The 17,155-nt window shown below is 72.8% G+C and carries 15 protein-coding genes; 5 read left to right on the top strand and 10 right to left on the bottom strand.

Translation table 11 applies throughout. The annotated features are described in order from the left end of the window. Positions 1-7: 7 nt before the first annotated feature. A complete protein-coding gene (locus ACFY6S_RS05910; RefSeq protein WP_388823284.1) occupies positions 8-325 on the top strand; it encodes a DUF1232 domain-containing protein in 318 nt (105 codons plus the stop codon). 87 nt (positions 326-412) lie between these two features. After that, on the top strand, positions 413-2,146 hold the full coding sequence (locus ACFY6S_RS05905; protein WP_388823282.1) for a glycoside hydrolase family 13 protein: 1,734 nt from the start codon (positions 413-415) through the stop codon (positions 2,144-2,146). A gap of 67 nt (positions 2,147-2,213) precedes the next feature. On the opposite strand, the gene ACFY6S_RS05900 is transcribed toward ACFY6S_RS05905, so the two are convergent. After that, positions 2,214-2,573: a DUF805 domain-containing protein gene (locus tag ACFY6S_RS05900; RefSeq protein ID WP_388823280.1), complete on the bottom strand. Its 360-nt coding sequence runs from the start codon at positions 2,571-2,573 to the stop codon at positions 2,214-2,216. A 541-nt stretch (positions 2,574-3,114) separates the two neighbouring features. Between ACFY6S_RS05900 and ACFY6S_RS05895 the strand changes: the two genes are divergently transcribed. Together ACFY6S_RS05895 and ACFY6S_RS05890 are read left to right on the top strand one after the other, a co-directional pair. After that, entirely contained in the window at positions 3,115-3,357 is a 243-nt protein-coding gene (locus ACFY6S_RS05895) for a 4-oxalocrotonate tautomerase family protein (RefSeq protein WP_388823278.1), read from the top strand. Between the two features lie 337 nt (positions 3,358-3,694). Then, positions 3,695-3,988: a hypothetical protein gene (locus tag ACFY6S_RS05890; protein ID WP_388823276.1), complete on the top strand. Its 294-nt coding sequence runs from the start codon at positions 3,695-3,697 to the stop codon at positions 3,986-3,988. A 31-nt stretch (positions 3,989-4,019) separates the two neighbouring features. Here ACFY6S_RS05890 and ACFY6S_RS05885 read toward each other — a convergent pair whose 3' ends face one another. Further along, complete coding sequence (locus ACFY6S_RS05885) at positions 4,020-7,091, bottom strand: BTAD domain-containing putative transcriptional regulator (RefSeq protein WP_388823274.1); 3,072 nt, start codon at positions 7,089-7,091, stop codon at positions 4,020-4,022. Positions 7,092-7,412: 321 nt separating this feature from the next. Here ACFY6S_RS05885 and ACFY6S_RS05880 point away from each other — a divergent pair, with 321 nt between their 5' ends. Next, positions 7,413-8,000, top strand: a complete 588-nt coding sequence (locus tag ACFY6S_RS05880) for a LuxR C-terminal-related transcriptional regulator (RefSeq protein ID WP_388823272.1) — start codon at positions 7,413-7,415, stop codon at positions 7,998-8,000. A 107-nt stretch (positions 8,001-8,107) separates the two neighbouring features. On the opposite strand, the gene ACFY6S_RS05875 is transcribed toward ACFY6S_RS05880, so the two are convergent. The 8 genes from ACFY6S_RS05875 to ACFY6S_RS05840 all read right to left on the bottom strand — a co-directional run bounded on the left by ACFY6S_RS05875 (position 8,108) and on the right by ACFY6S_RS05840 (position 17,051). Then, a complete protein-coding gene (locus ACFY6S_RS05875) occupies positions 8,108-8,884 on the bottom strand; it encodes an SDR family NAD(P)-dependent oxidoreductase (RefSeq protein ID WP_388823270.1) in 777 nt (258 codons plus the stop codon). A gap of 65 nt (positions 8,885-8,949) precedes the next feature. Then, positions 8,950-10,254: an APC family permease gene (locus ACFY6S_RS05870; RefSeq protein ID WP_388823268.1), complete on the bottom strand. Its 1,305-nt coding sequence runs from the start codon at positions 10,252-10,254 to the stop codon at positions 8,950-8,952. Next, the gene (locus ACFY6S_RS05865; RefSeq protein WP_388823266.1) at positions 10,251-11,204 is read right to left on the bottom strand and encodes a transketolase family protein; all 954 of its coding nucleotides are present in this window, start codon (positions 11,202-11,204) and stop codon (positions 10,251-10,253) included. Before ACFY6S_RS05865 ends, ACFY6S_RS05870 begins: the two co-directional genes overlap by 4 nt. After that, complete coding sequence (locus ACFY6S_RS05860; RefSeq protein WP_388823264.1) at positions 11,201-12,079, bottom strand: 1-deoxy-D-xylulose-5-phosphate synthase N-terminal domain-containing protein; 879 nt, start codon at positions 12,077-12,079, stop codon at positions 11,201-11,203. The genes ACFY6S_RS05865 and ACFY6S_RS05860 overlap by 4 nt, the downstream gene beginning before the upstream one ends. After that, entirely contained in the window at positions 12,076-14,055 is a 1,980-nt protein-coding gene (locus ACFY6S_RS05855) for a M20/M25/M40 family metallo-hydrolase (protein WP_388823262.1), read from the bottom strand. The genes ACFY6S_RS05860 and ACFY6S_RS05855 overlap by 4 nt, the downstream gene beginning before the upstream one ends. Then, positions 14,052-15,092, bottom strand: a complete 1,041-nt coding sequence (gene argC, locus ACFY6S_RS05850; RefSeq protein ID WP_388823260.1) for an N-acetyl-gamma-glutamyl-phosphate reductase — start codon at positions 15,090-15,092, stop codon at positions 14,052-14,054. The genes ACFY6S_RS05855 and argC overlap by 4 nt, the downstream gene beginning before the upstream one ends. Beyond that, positions 15,085-16,404: an aminotransferase class I/II-fold pyridoxal phosphate-dependent enzyme gene (locus ACFY6S_RS05845; RefSeq protein ID WP_388823258.1), complete on the bottom strand. Its 1,320-nt coding sequence runs from the start codon at positions 16,402-16,404 to the stop codon at positions 15,085-15,087. Before ACFY6S_RS05845 ends, argC begins: the two co-directional genes overlap by 8 nt. Then, positions 16,401-17,051, bottom strand: coding sequence for a DegT/DnrJ/EryC1/StrS family aminotransferase (locus tag ACFY6S_RS05840; protein ID WP_388823256.1), 651 nt, complete (start codon positions 17,049-17,051; stop codon positions 16,401-16,403). The genes ACFY6S_RS05845 and ACFY6S_RS05840 overlap by 4 nt, the downstream gene beginning before the upstream one ends. Positions 17,052-17,155 lie beyond the last annotated feature (104 nt).

Raw genomic sequence — 17,155 nt, 5'->3', positions numbered from 1 at the left:
AGAGCGCGTGAGCGACCTCCAGATCCTCATCGCCGTAGGCGCCCTGCTGGTGGCGGTCACCCTGGGCGCCGCGATCATCCTGACCGTCCGGCTCGTCAGGACCCGCACCGCCCTGCGCAGGGCCGGGGTCCCGGTCGAGAACCGCTGGGTGTTCTGGGCGGCCGTCGGCTATCTGATCCTGCCGTTCGACGTGCTGCCCGACCCGGTGTACATCGACGACATCGGCGTCCTGCTGCTGGCGCTGCGCTCCCTGCGCTCGGCCGAGGGCAAACTGCCGTACGCGGCGGACCGGTTGGGCAAGCTGAAGCGTTCGGGCGGTGCCTAGGGTTTCCCCGTTCCGTTCCGGCCGGATGATGATCGGACCGCGCCACTAGAGTCTCCGCTGATGCTCATCCCGGCACGAGAGGTACCAGTGACTCAGCACGGCAGCGTCAACGGAGACGGCAGTGGCAGCGGTGGCGGTGGCGACGGCGGGAGCGGTGGTTCCCGCGACTGGTGGCGAGAGTCGGTCGTCTACCAGGTGTACGTCCCCAGCTTCGCCGACGCGGACGGCGACGGAATGGGCGACCTGCGCGGCATCGCCGACCGGCTCGGCCATGTCGCGGAGCTGGGCGCGGACGCGATCTGGCTCACGCCGTTCTACCGTTCGCCGCTCGCCGACGGCGGATACGACGTCGCCGACCACCGGGACGTCGATCCCCGGCACGGCACCCTGGACGACTTCCGGGCGCTGCTCGCCCGGGCCCGGGCGCTCGGGCTCCGCACCATCGTCGACATCGTGCCGAACCACACCTCCGACCAGCACCCCTGGTTCGTCGAGGCGCTGGCGTCCGCGCCCGGCTCGGCGGCCCGCGACCGGTATGTCTTCCGCGACGGCGCCGGCCCCGACGGCGCGCTTCCCCCCGCCGACTGGCAGTCGAAGTTCGGCGGCGCGGCCTGGAGCAGGGTCCCCGACGGCCAGTGGTACATGCACATCTTCGCCGCCGAACAGCCCGATCTGAACTGGGAGAACCCGGACGTCATCGCCGACTTCGAGCGCACCCTGCGCTTCTGGCTCGACCTGGGCGTGGACGGTTTCCGGATCGATGTCGCCCACGGCCTGCGCAAGGACCTCACCCCGCCGCTGCGCGACACCAGGGGCGGCGACTCGGCCTCCCTCAACTCCCCGCCGAGCGGCGAGGACCACCCGTTCTGGGACCGCGACGAGGTGCACGACGTCTACCGGGCCTGGCGCAAGATCACCGACTCGTACGCACCGCCCCGGATCATGGTCGCCGAAGCGGGCGTCAGCGCGGCCCGGCTGCCCCTCTACACGCGGCCCGACGAGCTACAGCAGGCGTTCAACTTCTTCCATCTGCGCTGCCCCTGGGAGGCCGGGGCCTTCCGCAGTGTCATCGACACCTCGCTGGCCGGCGCCGCGTCCACCGGTTCGCTGCCCACCTGGGTGCTCTCCAACCATGACGTCGTACGCCACCGCAGCCGCTACGCGCTGCCCGAGTCCACCGACCTGCCCGGCTGGCTGCTGACCGGCGGACTCGACCCGGCCGCCGACGAGGAGCGGGGCCGCCGCCGGGCGCGGGCCGCCGCCCTGCTGACCCTCGCGCTGCCCGGAACCACCTATCTCTACCAGGGGGAGGAGCTGGGCCTGCCCGAGGTGGCGGACCTGCCGGAGGACGCCCTGCGCGATCCGATGTGGGAGCGTACCGGCCACGCGCGCAAGGGCCGCGACGGCTGCCGGGTGCCGCTGCCGTGGACCGGTACGGGCCCCTCGTACGGCTTCGGCCCGCGGGGAAGTTGGCTTCCGCAGCCGGACGGCTGGGGCGCGTGGTCGGTCGAGGCGCAGACCGGCCGGGCCGGGTCCTTCCTGGAGCTGTACCGTACGGCGCTGACGCTGCGCCGGGGCTTCCGCGGCGACGAGCGTTTCACCTGGCTGCCGTCGGCTCCGGGTGAACTCGCCTTCCGCAAGGGCGCGGGCCTGGTCTGCCGGGTCAACCTCTCCGGCGGCCCGCTGCCGCTGACCGTACCCGACGGTTCGGTGGCCCTGCTCAGCAGCGACGAGTCGGCGGAGGACGCCGTGCGCGGCGCGGGCGGCCCGGCTCTGCTGCCGCCCGACACCGCGATCTGGCTGGATTCCAGGGGCCACTGACGACACGTGCCCGTCAGCCGGGTGGGCTGACGGGCACGGATGACCACCGGCGGTGCCGGGGGGCGGGTTACGGGTACGTCGGCGCGTTCTTCGGGTTCTCGCCGTGCGCGTTCGCGCCCCGCTCGCCTTCGATGGCGAGGAAGACGATCAGGATGATGAAGCCGACCAGCGGCACCAGACCTATGAGCAGCCACCAGCCGCTCCTGCCGGTGTCGTGCAGTCGTCGCACGGCCACGGCGAGGCCGGGGATGAGGACCGCCAGGGAGTAGATCCCGTTGAGCACGCCGTCCGCGCCGATGACGTTCCCGATGATCCCCAGCGCGACGGTGATCACGAAGTTGATCAGGACGAACATCCAGTATTCCTTGCGGCGCGCGCGCCCGCTGAATACGGCGTACTTCTTCAGGACGTCGAGATACCAGTTCATGTGTTTCCCCCCGAGAGCGGTGAAAGTGACCTGCCGTGACGGCTCCGGTCAGGGCGAAAGGTATGTGGCTTGAACTGCACAGGTCAAATTCACCGCGTATCCCCGGCCCGCTCGCGGGCTCGGAGGGGCGCAGCGGGACTCGGCGGGGCTCGGCGGGGCTTGGCCACGACGCGGTGGACACCGGCTCGCTCGACGAGAGCCGGCGCGGCGAACCGGGCAACCCCGTCCACGTACAGCCGTATCCCCGGACGCGGCCCAGGGGGCTGAGCCGGGAGGACAAGCGGCGCTGGTTCCTCGGCCTTCCGCGGGCGTTCCCGGCAGCGGGCCGCCTTGTTCCGCTCCTTGATTCCGATCCCGGCGGTGATTCCCGCTCCCCGGGATGAATTTCTCGTGCGAGGCAGGGGACCCGAAGAGGAACGGTCCGGGAACAGGGGCGTGGACAGTGACGGACAGCCTGGGCCAGGTGTCTGCGCCTGGCCCGCCGTCACGGTGGTACGGCCCGGAGCCGGCCGCCGTGCCACGTCCCACGAGGAGCTTGAACATGCCTGTGATCACCGTCGACTGGTGGCAAGGGAACGACCGGGAACGCCGAGCGGATCTCGTGTCCGAGCTGGCGGCCACCACCTCCCGGGTGACCGGGTGCCCGATCGATGACGTGACCGTCATCGTGCGGGACTGCGAGCCCGGCTGTTCGTCCGGGCGGCGGCAGGGCCGTTCCGATACCGCGTACCCGGACGCGAACGGCATCGGCGAAATGGGGCTGGGTCAGGGAAGTCCCTGGTGAGGGGCAGCCCTTGGTGAGGCGTGCCGCCGTACCGGGACACCGGGCGGCGCACCGTATTCGGGCCCTGTCCGCGGCTTCGCCGCCCCGGACAGGGCCTCGGCTCTCTCCCGTGACCCCGGCCGGACCCGGGAGCGCCGCGAGGCCACGCGAACCACGCGCGATACGGACGAACGGTTCCGGTGGGCGGTGCTCCGACCCCTCGGGGCTTCGCCGTACCGGTCCCCGGGCGGCGTTCCCGCCCACCCGGGTACCCGAGCGGTAACGAGCCCGTACTCGTTCGGGAACGGCTGACGACAGATTGATGTCCGTCGAAGTCAGTCGAACGAGGGGGCACCGGATGAGCGGGACTTGGTACAAGACGGCGGGGATTCTCTCGGCGGCCGCACTGGCGGCGACCGGGGGGATCGGGGTCCAGGCGGCATGGGGATCCATGACGGAGAACGCGCACGCCGTGGCGTACCGGGTGCTGGATTCGGGTGAGGGTCCGGCTTTTGCCGGATACGCCACCGGGTATCGGGTGCTCGATTCGGGTGAGGGCCCGGCTGATTCGGGTGAGGGTCCGGCCTTCGCCACGCACGCCACTGGATACCGGGTGCTCGATTCCGGTGAGGGCCCGGCCTTCGCCGGCTGAACCGTTTCCGCGCCGTGGTGACGGCCCGGTGTCAGTCGCCGGGGCCGGGACCGGACGCCGACGCGTTCATCGCGCTCAGCAGTGTGGCCGCCTCGTCCCGGTGGGTCGTGGCGGCCACGGTCTCTCCCTGCGCCGCCAGCGCGTCGGCCAGCCCGTTCAGGGCCCGTGCGACCTCGATGCGGTAGCCCACGGCGGAGGCGATCCGGTGCGCGTCGGCGTGCAGCCGGCGCGCCTCGGCGTGGTCGCCGCCGCGGCGGCGGAGGGCTCCGAGGACGTTCCAGACGGCCGCCTGCCGCATCGGCGCGCAGCTGCTGCCGAGGGTCAGCTTCAGCGCCTGTTCCGCGTGCGCCGCCGCCTGCCCGGGATTTCCCAGACCGTGCCACACGTAGGCGGAGAGGGCGAGGACCAGGGCGCTGTCGCCCAGCGGCGCAGCCGACTCGTCGCAGAGCCCGAGGGCCCGGTCCAGGCAGCCGCGCGCGTCGTCGTCCCTGCCGAGGCCGAGATACGCGAGCGCGAGGTCGGTCAGCGCCACGATCTCGTTCTCCCGGGCGCCGATGGCCTGGTTGAGCTCGACGGAGCGCTGGGCCGCCGCGGCCGCCTCGGGGTACCGGCCCATGTGCTCGAAGAGGGAGCTGAGATTCGTCAGTGACTCGGCCTCGGCGCGCGGCGTGCCCAACTCCCGCTTGAGCGCGATCGACTGCTCCAGGTGCGGCAGCGCCTCGCCGAACCGGCCCAGGGTGGCCAGCAGCAGCCCGAGCATCCCCGTGCTCTTCGCCTCGCCCCGCTGGTCCTTCAGCCGCAGCGACAGCTCCAGGCTCTCCCTGGCCGCGGTCAGCCCCTCGGCGAACTTGCCCAGCTTCCAGTCGGCGACAGCCAGGTTGGACAGGCTCAGCGCCAGCAGGTACTGGTTGCCCAGCTCCCGGGAAGCGGCGACGGCGATGCCCGCGACCTCGCGGAACTCCTCGAAGCGCCCCCGGCTGTCGAGCTGGAAGACCACATTGCGGGCCAGCTCGGCGGAGTGCCGGTGCAGCCTGCGGCGCTGCGCGAGGGCGACGGCCGCCAGCAGGTTCTCCTCCTCGCGGTCCAGCCACTGCCGGCCGCGCACGGGGTCGCGCAGTGCGGGCAGCGCGACGGCGGCGCGCGGGGTCCCGTCCGGCTCCGGGGTGAACGGCGCCCGCCCCGGGAACACCAGGTCGCACACGGCGCCCGTGGCGGCCACGTAGTAGTCCAACAGCCGTCCCACGGCGGGCTGGTCGACCTCGCCCGGGTCCTCGCCCGCCTGGCTCCTCAGCCACTTCGCGAAACTGCGCACCAGGTCGTGGAAGACATAGCGGCCCGTCTCGTACTGCTGCATCAGATGCGTGTCCAGCAGGTGTTCGAGGACGTCCTCGGCCTTGCCGGGATCGGTACCCAGCAGCGCGGCGGCGCAGTACGGGTCGAACTCCGCGCCGGGGTGGCTGTCGAGCAGCCGGAACGCGGCCTGGTGCGGCTGGCTCAGGCCCTCGAACGACAGGCTCAGGGTCGCGGTGACACCGCGGGTCCCGGAGCGCAGTTCGTCCAGCCGGCGGGTCTCGTCGCCCAGCCGGTCCACCAGATACTGCACGGTCCACCGGGGCCGGTTGCGCAGCTTGGCCGCCGCGATCCGCAGGGCGAGCGGCAAGTGGGCGCACAGCTCGACCAGTTCGGCGACCGCGCGCGGCTCGGCGGCCGTGCGCTCCTCGCCGAGCATGCGGGAGACGAGCGCCGTGCTGTCCTCCGGTGGCATCCCGCCGAGGGATATCCACTCGGCGCCGTCCAGATCGACCAGCCGGGCACGGCTCGTGATCAGTACGAGGGCGTCGGCCGACGCCGGCAGCAGCGGCTGGACCTGGGCGCTGTCGATGGTGTTGTCCAGGAGCAGCACCAGCCGGTACTGCGTCACGGTGGACCGCCACAGCGCGATCCGGCCCGCCTCGTCGTCCGGGATCCGGTCGCCGGGCACGTCGAGCATGCGCAGCAGCCCCTCGGCGACGGCGCCCGGCGTCAGGGGCTGCTCGCCGGGCGTGTAGCCACGGAGGTCGAGATAGAGGTGCGCGTCCGGGTACCGATCGGCCAGCCGGTGGGCGACCCGGATGGCGAGCGAGGTCTTGCCGCTCCCGCCCATGCCGTCGATCGCCATGATGCGGGCCCCGGGCGTCTCGACCGGCTTGTCCTGGCCGGACAGCAACTGCTGCAACTCCCGCTTGCGGCCGGTGAAGTCCGGCAGGTCGTACGGCAGTGTGCAGCGGTGCGGATCGCCCGGCGGCCCCGCGGCGAAGGCCCCGTGGGCGGACGACGCGTGCCCCGAAGGGGAGGCCGGCGCGTGGCGCGACGACACGGGCGGCGCCTGCCGCGAGGGCGCGGCCGGCGCCGCTTCGGCGGCAGCCGGGCCGCGTTTGCGGCGCGGCGGGGCGGCGAGTTCGGGACTGTTGCGCAGAATCCCTTCGTACAGACTGGTCAACCGGCCGTCCGGGTCCACGCCCAGTTCGTCGGCGAGCAGTTTGCGCATACGGGTGAACTCGGCGAGCGCCTCGGACTGCCGCCCCGACCGGTACAGGGCCAGCATCAGCTGTCCGCACAGCGTCTCCTGGAACGGGTGCGCCGCGACCAGGTCCCGCAGATCGCCGACCACGTCGCCGACCTCGCCCAGTCCCAGCCGCAGTTCGAAGTACAGCTCCAGGGCAGCCAGCCGCCGGTCCTCCAGGGCCGCCGACGCCGCCGTGATGACCGATCCGCCGGAGCCGACCAGCACGGGCCCGCGCCACAGCGCCAGAGCCCGGCGCAGTGTGTCCACCGCGGCCTCGGCGAGGTCGTCCGCCGCCTGGTCGCGGGCCTCGCGCAGGAGATCGGAGAAGACGGTCAGGTCCAGCTGACCGGGGTCGACCACGGCCCGGTAGCCCGGCCCGTCGGTGACGATCAGGTTCCGGCCGTCGGGGATGCGCCGGCGCAGTTCGGCGACGGCCTTGCGCACCTGGTGCGCGGCGGTGGCCGGAGGCTCCTCGTCCCACACCGCCTCGACCAGCCGGCTGACCGGCAGGACCCGGTCCGGCGAGAGCAGCAGCGAGACCAGGACACGCTCCTGCACCGGTCCGCCGGTCGGCAGCTGTTCCCCCGGGCCCGTCAGGCACTCGAGTGTTCCGAGGATGTTGAACCGGGCTGACGGCCGTTCCGGCTCGGTCACGTTTCCCCTTCACCCGTTAACGGGAGCCCCCGCCAATATCCGCATGTCGACGTATGTGCCCATCAACCTAACAACTGCGAGGCCGCCTACACAGTGACTTCCCGGACACTCTCCCGGCCTCCAGGTACCGGAAAGGGATCGGTTCGGGAGTCCGACGCCGCAGTCTGCGGATCAGGAGGCGGGGCGCTCGGTCCCCGTCCCGCAGTCCTGGCGACGGGAGCAGCGATGAAGTACCTGGTGGAACGCCGGCTGAGGAGCGGTGCCGACCTGCGCCGGACGCGGTCCCGGCACCGCTCGTACTGGCAGCGGATGGCCCGGGACCGGGTGCTGCTCTACGGCGGGGTCTGGGCCGAGGGGGAGGGCGACACGCTGATCGTGCAGGTCAACGATCCCACCGCGCTGCGCCGCGTACTGGCCGGAGACCCCTATGTACAGGAGAGCTTCGTCGTCGACATACGGACTCGGCAGCTCGGCGACGAACTGAGCGGGGACACCGCCGGATGGCTCGGCCGGTCCGCCGCCGCGGGGGCGGGCGCCGGGGCGGCCGCCGACGGGGGCCCGTTCGCCGGCTCGGGAACGGTCACGGTGCTGCGGGAACGGGAAGCCCCGCCCGTCGCCCACGCATCGCTCAGCGCCCACGAGTCCCGGCTCACCCGCATGATGCTCGACGGCCTGACCAACCATCAGATGGCGGCCAGCCTCGGCGTCAGCTCGCGTGCGGTGGAGCAGCACATCACCCGGATCTACCGCAAGCTCGCCATCAGCCGCCGGGCCCAGCTCGCCGTCGCGCTGCACGGCCGCCCGGCCGTCTAGGGCCCGTCGTCCGGCGAGGACGGCCCGGGCGGTATCCGGACGTACGACGACCGGGGGGCCCGGCCGGTTCACCACGGCCGGGCCGGACCCGTCGCACGGGCCGCCGCTCACAGCAGACCGCGGGTGGCCCCACCGTCCACCGGAAGGACCGTTCCCGTGATCGAACCGGCCGGCGCCGAGGCGAGGAACGCGGCGGCAGCGCCGACCTCCTCCGGTTCCGCGAGCCGGCCGATCGGGATGTCCGCGCACAACCCCTCGACCCCGCCGTCGAGTTGCTCGGCCCACGCCTGGAGCGTCGGCGTGCGCGTCATACCGGGGGCGATCACGTTCACCGTGACGGCCCCTTCCCCCGCCGCCGCGAGTTCGTGCACCAGCGACTTGGCGTAGCCGACGACCGCCGGCCTGACCGTGTTGGACAGCGCCAGCCCGGGGATCGGCTGCTTGGCGGACAGCGAGGTGACGAACAGCACCCGGCCGTACCCTGCCTCCCGCATGTGCGGCAGCGCCGCGCGGCTCAGGGTGACCGCGGACAGCAGGTTCAGCTCCACCGCCGTGCGGTAGTCCGGTACGCCGAACCGGTCGGCGCCCCCTTCCGACGGGCTCCCCGCGTTGGTGACCACCACATGCGGGCCGCCGAACCGCCCGGCCACCTCACCGACCCAGCCCTCGACCGCACTGTGGTCGGTGACATCCACCGTCGCGCCGTGCACCGGAGCGTCGGTCTCCTTCTCCAGCAGCGCCACCGCCTCCCGCAACCGGTCAGCCGAGCGCCCGCACACCGACACCACGGCGCCCTCGGCGGCCAGTCGGCGGGCGATCGCCAGCCCGATACCGCTCGTCCCGGCCGCCACCATCGCGACCCGTCCCCTCAACCCGAGATCCATCGGGACATCCTTCCAGCCGTCGTGCTCACTGTCGCGCTCTTCCCGCTCTCCGTCCCCGGCACCGGCTACTCCGCCGGCTCCGGCTCCTGCGCCATCAGCGGCGCCGGTCGCGCGGCCGGTACGGTCCGTCCGCGCCGTGCCGTCCACGAGGACCAGCCGATCGCCACCCCGCCCAGCACCAGCGGAAGCAGCAGGAACCATCCGGAGAACAGCAGGACGACGGTCATGACCACGGCGGCCACCACCGCGCCCCACCACACCGAACTGCCGCGCGGCAGCAGCCGTACGCCCGCGGCCAGGCCGGCCACGGTGACCGCGATGAAGCACGCCGAGGCCGCCAGCATGACCTTCCCCAGCTCCGTGCCGGTCACCAGCGCGAAGACGCACACCACGGCGCTGAGCGCGAACAGCAGCGCCAGACTGCGCCGGGGCACCTCGCCCGGACGGTGCCCCTTGGCCAGCGCTGCGGGCAGTACGCCGTCCCTCGCCAGGGCCGCGCCCAGCCGGGAGGCCCCGGCCAGGTAGGAGTTCATCGTGCCGAAGGTGAGCAGCAGGGCCATCAGCGCGGTGACCACGGAGGCGGCCGAACCGGTGCCCCGCTGCAACAGCAGCGTCAACGGCGCATTGGTGTTGGCGAGTTCGGGGCCGAGCACCAGGACACAGGTCAGCGCGAGGCCCAGGTAGAGCACGCCGATCACCGCGAGGGTCAGCATGGTCACCCGCCGCAGGTCCCGGGCCGGATCGCGGAACTCACCGGACAGATGGGTGACCGCCTCCCAGCCGGCGAAGGTGAAGAACAGCAGGCTGGCCGCCTGCCCGACGGCACCCAGGCCGTGCGGCGCGAACGGGGTCAGGTTGTCGGCGCGCGCGTGCGGCAGGGCGGTGAGCACCGCGATGAGCAGCAGTACCACCAGCAGTCCGACCAGGAGCAGTTGCAGCCGGGCGGACATCTGAAGCCCCACCGTGTTGCTGCCGAACGCGGCCAGCAGCAGCACCGCCGCCACCGCGATCGTCACGCGGTCGCCGCCGCCCAGGGTGTGCGCCACGTACTGGCCGCCGACGTAGGCGGTGACCGGCGCGCCGGCGGGCAGCGCGAAGTAGAACCAGTAACCGACCGCCCCGGAGGCGCGCGGCCCGAACGCCTTGGAGACGAAGGTGGCCACCCCTCCGCTGTCCGGATAGCGCGCGCCGAGTGCGGCGAAGCTGGTGGCGACCGGCACGCAGAACAGCAGCAGGGCCAGCCAGGCCAGCAACGAGGCGGGGCCGGCCTTCTGGGCGGCCAGGGCGGGCAGGGCGAGAATCCCGGCGCCCAGGATCGCCCCCACGTAAATCGCGGTGCCCTGCCCCAGCCCGATCCGGTGGGTGCTCATGTCGTTCCCTCCTCGCCCGCGGGGGGCGTCCCCGGCAGGTCTTCGTACGGTGCGAGAGCCTTCCACAACGCGGCCTCGTTGAGGCCGAGTTCGTCCAGAACCTCTTCGTGGCTGCCGCCGTGCACCGGCCACGCCTCGCCCGCGTTGACCGACCGCACCTCGCGGCCGGGCAGCAGCAGGGCGAGGGCGGAGCCGACGCTGCCGGCCGGCCGGTGCTCCTCGACCACGACGAACCGGTCGAAGCGCCCGGCCAGTTCGGCGGCGGCCTGCTCCAGATGCGGCTGGTCGACGAAGCACAGGTGCGCGTGCGGCAGGGCCGGCCGGGCCCGGCGCACGGCCAGGCACAGCTCGGTGCCGACTTCGCCCACGGACACCAGGCAGGTACGGCCCGCCTCCGCGCCCGCGTCGTCCCAGTTGACGACGGGCGGGTCGGTGCCCTCCCAGGGCAGGCTCGCCGGGGCGGCGTTGCGGCCGGTGCGGATGTAATGCGGCTCCCCGGTGCGCGCGGCCCGCCTCACGACGGCGCGCATCTCCTCCTCCCCGTACGGCGCGGCCACCGTGATGCCGGGGATGGCGCGCAGGACGGCGAAGTCCTCCAGGCAGTGGTGCGTGGTGCCGAACCAGCCGCCGGAGACACCGGCGTACGGGGCCACCACCGTGACGCCGGCGCCCAGGTAGCCCAGGGCGAGCTTGAGGCTCTCCGCGGCCCGCAGCGCGGCGAACGGCGCGAAGGTCGAGACGAAGGGCCGGTAGCCGCCCTCGGCCAGCCCGGCGGCCATGTCGATCATCGCGCCTTCGGCGATCCCGACGTTGAAGAAGCGGTCCGGGTACCCGGCGGCGAAGGGGTGACCGCGCCCGCCGAGGTCCGCCTCCAGGCACAGGATCCGCGGGTCGTCCGCCGCGATCTTGGTCAGCTCGTCGCGGTAGGCGGTGCGTCCGGGAAGGGTCATCGCACGATCTTCTTCCAGGCGGCGGCCCTGTCGGCGTCGATGGTCACGTAGTGCGAAGCGGCCTTCCCCTCCACCGGGCGCAGGCCCTTGCCCTTGACGGTGTCGGCGATGATCGCGAGCGGCCGGTCTCGGTCCGCGCGGTCCGGCTCGAACAGCTCCCGCAGCGCCTCCACGTCGTGCCCGTCGACCTGCTCGACGTCGAAGCCGAACGCGGCGAATCTCTCGGCCAGTCGCGGCTCGGGGGAGATGTCCGCGACCATGCCGTCGTTCTGGCCGCCGTTGCGGTCCACCACGACGATCAGGTTCCCGGCCCGCTGGGCCGCCGCGACCTGGAAGGTCTCCCAGACCAGCCCCTCCTGGAGTTCGCCGTCGCCGAGGACCGCGATCCCGAGTCCGGGGGCGCCCGCCAGCCGGCGGCTCAGCGCCCAGCCGAGCGCGTAGGGGGCGCCGTGGCCGAGGCTCCCGGTGGGGAAGCGGACCCCCTCCACACTGGGCCCCGGGTGGCCGGTGAAGTGGTGCGTAGCGGCGCCGTAGTGCTCCACCGGGTCCTCGCCGAGCACACCGGTGACGTACATCGCGGCGTACAGCCCGGCGGCGGCGTGCCCCTTGCTCAGTACGACCTCGCTGTCCTCGTCGGTGGCGGTCCGGTCCAGCGCGGCGATCAGGATGTCCATCACCGACAGGCTTCCGCCGAGATGGCAGCCGGTCGGCGTGGCGGCCATGTCGATCACCATGCGGCGGGCGGCCAGGGCGCGCTTGCGCAGCCCGGAGTCCGCGGAGCCGGCGACGGCGGGAGAGGAGGTGGGGGCGGGGGCGGCGGGGAAGGGGGCCAGGACGAGGCCGGGCGGGGCGGTCTGCTCGACGGCGGTGGTCATCGGGCCACCCCCTGCGAGGCTCGCGGCGCCCGGTCGCGCGCGGCGGCCAGATCGAAGAACGCGGTGACGGCGTCCCGCAGTACGGCGCGCCCCTGCCGGTATTCGGCGGCGCCGATGTGCTCCTCGGCGGTGTGGTCCAACGCGGAGTCACCCGGTCCGTACGCGACCATGGGGACGCCGCGCCAGGTCGTGGCCAGCGTGTTCATGTCGGATGTTCCCTTCTTCAGCAGGAATCGCGGACTGATGCCCCTGCGGTTCAGCGCCCGGTTGAACGCCTTGGCCAGCGGGGTCGAACGGCCGCCGGCGTAGCCGGGGGTGGCCCGCAGGAAAGTGATCGTCACGTCGTCGTCCACCGCCTTGGCGGCCACCGTCCGCAGCGTGTCCAGGTCGGCCATCGGCGGCACCCGGAAGTTGAGGATCGCGGTGGCGCTCTGGCTCTCGGTGCCGGCGGAGCAGGACAGGTCGATGATCGCGCTCAGTGCCTCGTCGGCCTCCTTGAGCACCGCCTCCCGGATCCGCGCCAGCGAATCGGTCAGATGGTCGGGCGCCGACAGGGCCTGGAAGCCGGCCGAGTGGCCGCTGCGCACGGTCGCCGTGACCCGCAGCTTGAACAGCCCGTAGTAGCCGAGGGTCAGCGCGCCGGAGCCGCTGGGCTCGCCCACCACGACGGCGTCGGCGGGGTAGTGGTCGCGGGCGTGGAAGGCGCCCTTGGACGAGGAGACCTCCTCCTCCACCGCCCCGACGACCCGCAGCCGCCAGCCGTCGGGGACCGGTGTGTCCGCCAGGACCTCCAGGAAGGCGACCAGGGACGCCTTGGCGTCGACACTGCCGCGTCCGTGCAGTACGGCGTCCCGCTCGGCGTCGGCGTCGGCATCGGTGGCGGGGCCGGTCGTCCCGGCCGCCGCCACGGCCCCGGCGGACGCGTCCGCTTCGGCGGACCCGCCGGCCGGCTCCCACCGCACCGGCCAGTTGAACGGCACGGTGTCGGCGTGGCCGAGCAGCAGCAGGGTGCGCGGACCGTCGCCGCGTTCCGCCACCAGGTTGCCGGCCTCGTCGGCCCGCGCCTCGATGCCCCGCTCCTGGCACCACCGCACCAGGTAGCGCACCACTTCGTGCTCGTCGTACGAGGTCGACGGGATCTGCACCGCCCGGCTCAGCAGGGCGAGGTCCGCCGAGGGTTCGGCGGCCCAGAACCGGGTCCAGCCGTCCGGGTCGGCCATGGTGTGCGGTCCGGTCACCGCGACATCCGCGGTCCCGAGCAGCCCCAGCTCCGCCGCCCGCACCTTCTGCTTCATCCGGCCGCCCGCGTACCGGCCAGCGGTGCCGGGGAACGCGTCGCGCAGCGTGGCGGTCGGGTCGGCGGGGTCGGTGAGGATTCCGGCGGTCCCGGTGACCAGCCGCAGATGGTCGGCGTCCAGCGCGTTCGCCAGCGTGGCGGCCAGCACGTCGGCGTCCACGTTGAGGTCGCTGCCGCCGTCGGCGTCCCGTACCGGCGGGGAGAGGCAGACCACGTCGTAGGCGTCGAGCAGCACACCGAGCCGCTCGGCGTCGACCGACGCCACCGTGCCGGCCCGGTGGTCCCTGACCACCTTCGAGCGGCCGTCCTCGGCCACCCGGAGCGGCTTGTTGACGGTCCCGGTGACCAGCCCCTCGTGTGCGGCGACATGGGTGAGGACGGTCAGGCCGTGCGCGGACAGACCCGCTTCCACGGCGGGCAGGGTCACCCGGCGGTAGGCGTCCGCGATGTGCGGCATCTCCTCGGGCGGGCAGTAGCGCACGGTGTCGCCGTTGCGCAGGGTGAGGGAGGGCATCGTCCGGCCGATGGAGCCGTAGTGCCGTTCGATGCCCTCGGCCCCGCCGGCGACGACCAGGACGCGGGCGCCCCGGCCGCGCACGGCGGCGATCTCGGCGAAGATCGTCGGATGCAGCAGGGTGCTGCTGCCGACCTTGATGACGTACAGGGGCCGTTCGCTCATGGGGTCACCGCCGTGAAGGGGAGCGCCGTGGACTCCTCGAATCCCTGTACGAGGTTGAACGCCTGTACCGCCTGGCCGGCCGCCCCCTTGATCAGGTTGTCGATCGCCGTGACGGCCACGTACTGGTCGCCGCGGACCGCGACCGCCACCTCCGCCATGTTGGAGCCGACGACGCTCTTGAGCATCGGGAAGTCCGCCGGCGTCTTCAGCTGGGAGCGCGCCTTGACGAAGGGGCTGTGCGCGTAGGCGACGCCGTACGCGCGCTTGACGTCCAGCCGGGTGACACCCGGGCGCAGCAGTCCGTAGGCCGAGACCAGGATGCCGCGGGAGACGTCCATGCTGAAGGTGGAGAACCGCAGCCGCGGGGACCGGCCGGTGAACGTGCGCAGCGCCTGCGAGATCTCCGGGGCGTGCCGGTGGCCGTACGGCTTGTGCACCCTGAAGTTGCCGATGCGTTCGGCGGGGTGCTCGGTCGACTTGTTGCCGCCGCCGCTGGCGCCGGTCTTGGCCTCCACCACCACATCGCCCGCCGCGAGGTCGGCGGCGACCAGGGGGTGCAGCGCGTAGAGGGTGGTGACGGCCATGCACCCGGGCAGATTGAGGAACCGGGCGTCACCGGGCGGGGGTGAGAACTCCGGTACGAAGTACTCGAAGGCGTCGGTCCACTCGGCGGACCGCGGATAGTGGAGGGCGGCCTCCTCGGGGTCGGTGAGCCGGAAGTCCCCGGCGAGGTTGATCACCCGTCCCGCCCGCTCGGACAGTTTGGGCATGTGCTGGGGGAGTGCGCCGGTGGGCAGGCACCCGAAGGCGACGTCCACCTCGTCGCACGCCTCCAGCGGGGCGAACCGCAGCTTCGCGGCGCCGGGGTGGTTGCGGATACCGGGCAGGACCGAGGTGATCGAGTCCCCGCTGTGCCGCTCGGACGAGAGATAGGCGAGTTCGACGTGTGGGTGGCCCAGCAGCAGCCGGATCAGTTCCGCGCCGGTGTAGCCACTGGCGCCGAGGATCGCCACGCGTACGCGGTCGTTGTCAGCCAAGGCGGGCCGCCTTCTCGTAGGGCCGCACGTACTCGCGTTCGGCGACCAGCTTGCGTATGGCGTCGGGACGGGCGGCGACCTTGCGGAAGGCGTCCGCGTAACGGGTGACCCGCTCGAACTCCACGGGGGAGCGCAGCTCGCGGCAGAGCACGACGGTGCTCTCCAGCATCGCGACGATGTTCGGGAAGTCCGTGGGCCGGTGGTCCCTGACCGCCGAGGGGTTGAGGGTGAACGGATAGCCGTTGCCGAAGCCGCCGCGCTCCCGGAACGGCAGATGGCAGGGGATCGGGGTGTTCTGCCACTCGCGGGCCGGCACTCCCTCGGCGGTGAGCAGCTCGTGCACCGCCTCCTTGACCGCCCAGACCGGCAGGTCCCCCAGGTCGACGGCCTCCGGCGTCAGGCCGACCCGGTACATGTTGTAGGCGTGGGTGTGGCCCTCGGGCACGTGCGGCGGGGTGAACAGACCGGTCTCCCGCAGCGCGTCGGCCAGCAGGGTGGCGTTCCGCGCCCGGATCGCGTCGTAGTACGGCAGCCGCTTGAGCTGGCTGGCCCCGAACGCGGCGGCGACCCAGGACATCCCGTAGTCGATGCCGTTCCGGTCCAGGAAGTCCACGGTCCGCTGATATGCCTCGTCGCTCCCGAAGAAGGCGATGCCGCCCTCGCCGCCGAGCGGGAAGTTCTTGTCCGCCATCAGGCTCTGGCCGGCGGCGTCCCCGAGGGAGCCGCACACCTGGTCGCCTATCTTCGCGGAGTGCGCGTGGGACGCGTCCTCCACCAGCGCCAGCCCGTGCCGGTCGCAGACCCCGCGCAGCGCGGCGACGTCCGCGGGCAGCCCGTGCACATGGACCGGCATGACCACGCGGGTCCGTTCGGTGATCGCCGCCTCGGCCGCCTCGGCCGACATGCAGTACGTCAGCGGATCGACGTCCACGAACACCGGCACCGCCTTGGCGGCGACCACGGCCTGCGCGGTGGCGATGAAGGTGAACGCGGGGACGATGACCTCGTCACCGGGCCGCACACCGGCGCCGATCAGCGCCAGATGAAGACTCGATGTCCCGCTGGCGGTCGGCAGGGCGCGGTGCGCGCCGACGTACGACCGGTACTCCTCGGCGAAGTCGGCCACGACCTTGTCCGGGTCGGACCGCTGCGCCAGCAGCATGGTGAAGACGTCCTCCTTGGTGATCACCGGGAAGATGGTGCGCCGCACCTCTTTGGGGATCATCGCCGCGCCGCCGAACCCGGCCAGTTCGGCCTCGATCTCCGCCGGGTCGGGCAGGGCGAGGGGAGCCGTGGGGAAGTCGGTGATCATCGGGAGGTGCCTCCGGTCGTCGCGGGGGTACGGGAGCCGGCCTGCGCGAGCGCCATCCGGGCGCAGGCGGCGACCAGCGGGCTGAGCCGGTAGTTGAACTGCACGCCCGGCGCCATGCCGGGCTCGGCCTCCTCCTGCGTCCACATGGTCCGCAGGTCGAAGGCGCCGAAGATCTTCAGCCGCTCGGCACGCGCCCAGATCTGGTCGTCGTCGGTGAGCACCGCTCCCGCGGGACCGAAGCCGAGGCCGGTGAGGTCCACCACCAGGGCGGGCGCCGTGGCGGCGGCGGCCGCCCGGGCGAAGTCACCGGCGTTCTCCGGGGTGAGCGTCAGCAGGTCGAAGGCGGGCCCGGACAGGGAGGGGGACGGGGCCGCCTCCTCGACGCCCAGCCAGTCGATGAAGGCACGGGTGCGGTCGCCGAGGCCGTCGGGCAGCACCGCCCGGTCGCCGTGGCCTGTCTCCTGGCCGGCCAGCGCGGCGTGCACGGCCGCGCTCCGGCTGTTGACCAGGACCGCTCGGGACCGGCCACTGCGCTTCGTCAGGAACCGTTCCAGCGCGGGCAGTTCCTTGTCGTTCTTCTCGATGCTCATCACGATGCCGGAGGTCAGTACCCGGGATAGGACGAGCGCGGTGTCGTACTGTTCCATGAGGTGTCTCCTCGATCTGCGGACGGCCCTTCACGGCACGGCCCACGGCCGGCCGAAGCCGGGTGCGGAGGGCGGGGGCGTGCCGGGACGCACGGGCCGGGTGG

It is taken from the genome of Streptomyces sp. NPDC012835 (assembly GCF_042900885.1).
Lineage (GTDB): Bacteria > Actinomycetota > Actinomycetes > Streptomycetales > Streptomycetaceae > Streptomyces.
The sequence above is the reverse complement of the archived record's forward strand: the minus strand, read 5'-3'. Positions and strand labels throughout refer to the sequence as shown.

What these genes read in the sequence shown, in the direction of transcription:
- ACFY6S_RS05865 (WP_388823266.1), bottom strand. Translation starts at nt 11,204, where the DNA reads ATGACCCTTCCCGGACGCACCGCCTACCGCGACGAGCTGACCAAGATC.
- ACFY6S_RS05880 (WP_388823272.1), top strand. Translation starts at nt 7,413, where the DNA reads ATGAAGTACCTGGTGGAACGCCGGCTGAGGAGCGGTGCCGACCTGCGC.
- ACFY6S_RS05870 (WP_388823268.1), bottom strand. Translation starts at nt 10,254, where the DNA reads ATGAGCACCCACCGGATCGGGCTGGGGCAGGGCACCGCGATTTACGTG.
- ACFY6S_RS05890 (WP_388823276.1), top strand. Translation starts at nt 3,695, where the DNA reads ATGAGCGGGACTTGGTACAAGACGGCGGGGATTCTCTCGGCGGCCGCA.
- ACFY6S_RS05845 (WP_388823258.1), bottom strand. Translation starts at nt 16,404, where the DNA reads ATGATCACCGACTTCCCCACGGCTCCCCTCGCCCTGCCCGACCCGGCG.
- ACFY6S_RS05895 (WP_388823278.1), top strand. Translation starts at nt 3,115, where the DNA reads ATGCCTGTGATCACCGTCGACTGGTGGCAAGGGAACGACCGGGAACGC.
- ACFY6S_RS05855 (WP_388823262.1), bottom strand. Translation starts at nt 14,055, where the DNA reads ATGAGCGAACGGCCCCTGTACGTCATCAAGGTCGGCAGCAGCACCCTG.
- ACFY6S_RS05900 (WP_388823280.1), bottom strand. Translation starts at nt 2,573, where the DNA reads ATGAACTGGTATCTCGACGTCCTGAAGAAGTACGCCGTATTCAGCGGG.
- ACFY6S_RS05860 (WP_388823264.1), bottom strand. Translation starts at nt 12,079, where the DNA reads ATGACCACCGCCGTCGAGCAGACCGCCCCGCCCGGCCTCGTCCTGGCC.
- ACFY6S_RS05840 (WP_388823256.1), bottom strand. Translation starts at nt 17,051, where the DNA reads ATGGAACAGTACGACACCGCGCTCGTCCTATCCCGGGTACTGACCTCC.
- ACFY6S_RS05875 (WP_388823270.1), bottom strand. Translation starts at nt 8,884, where the DNA reads ATGGATCTCGGGTTGAGGGGACGGGTCGCGATGGTGGCGGCCGGGACG.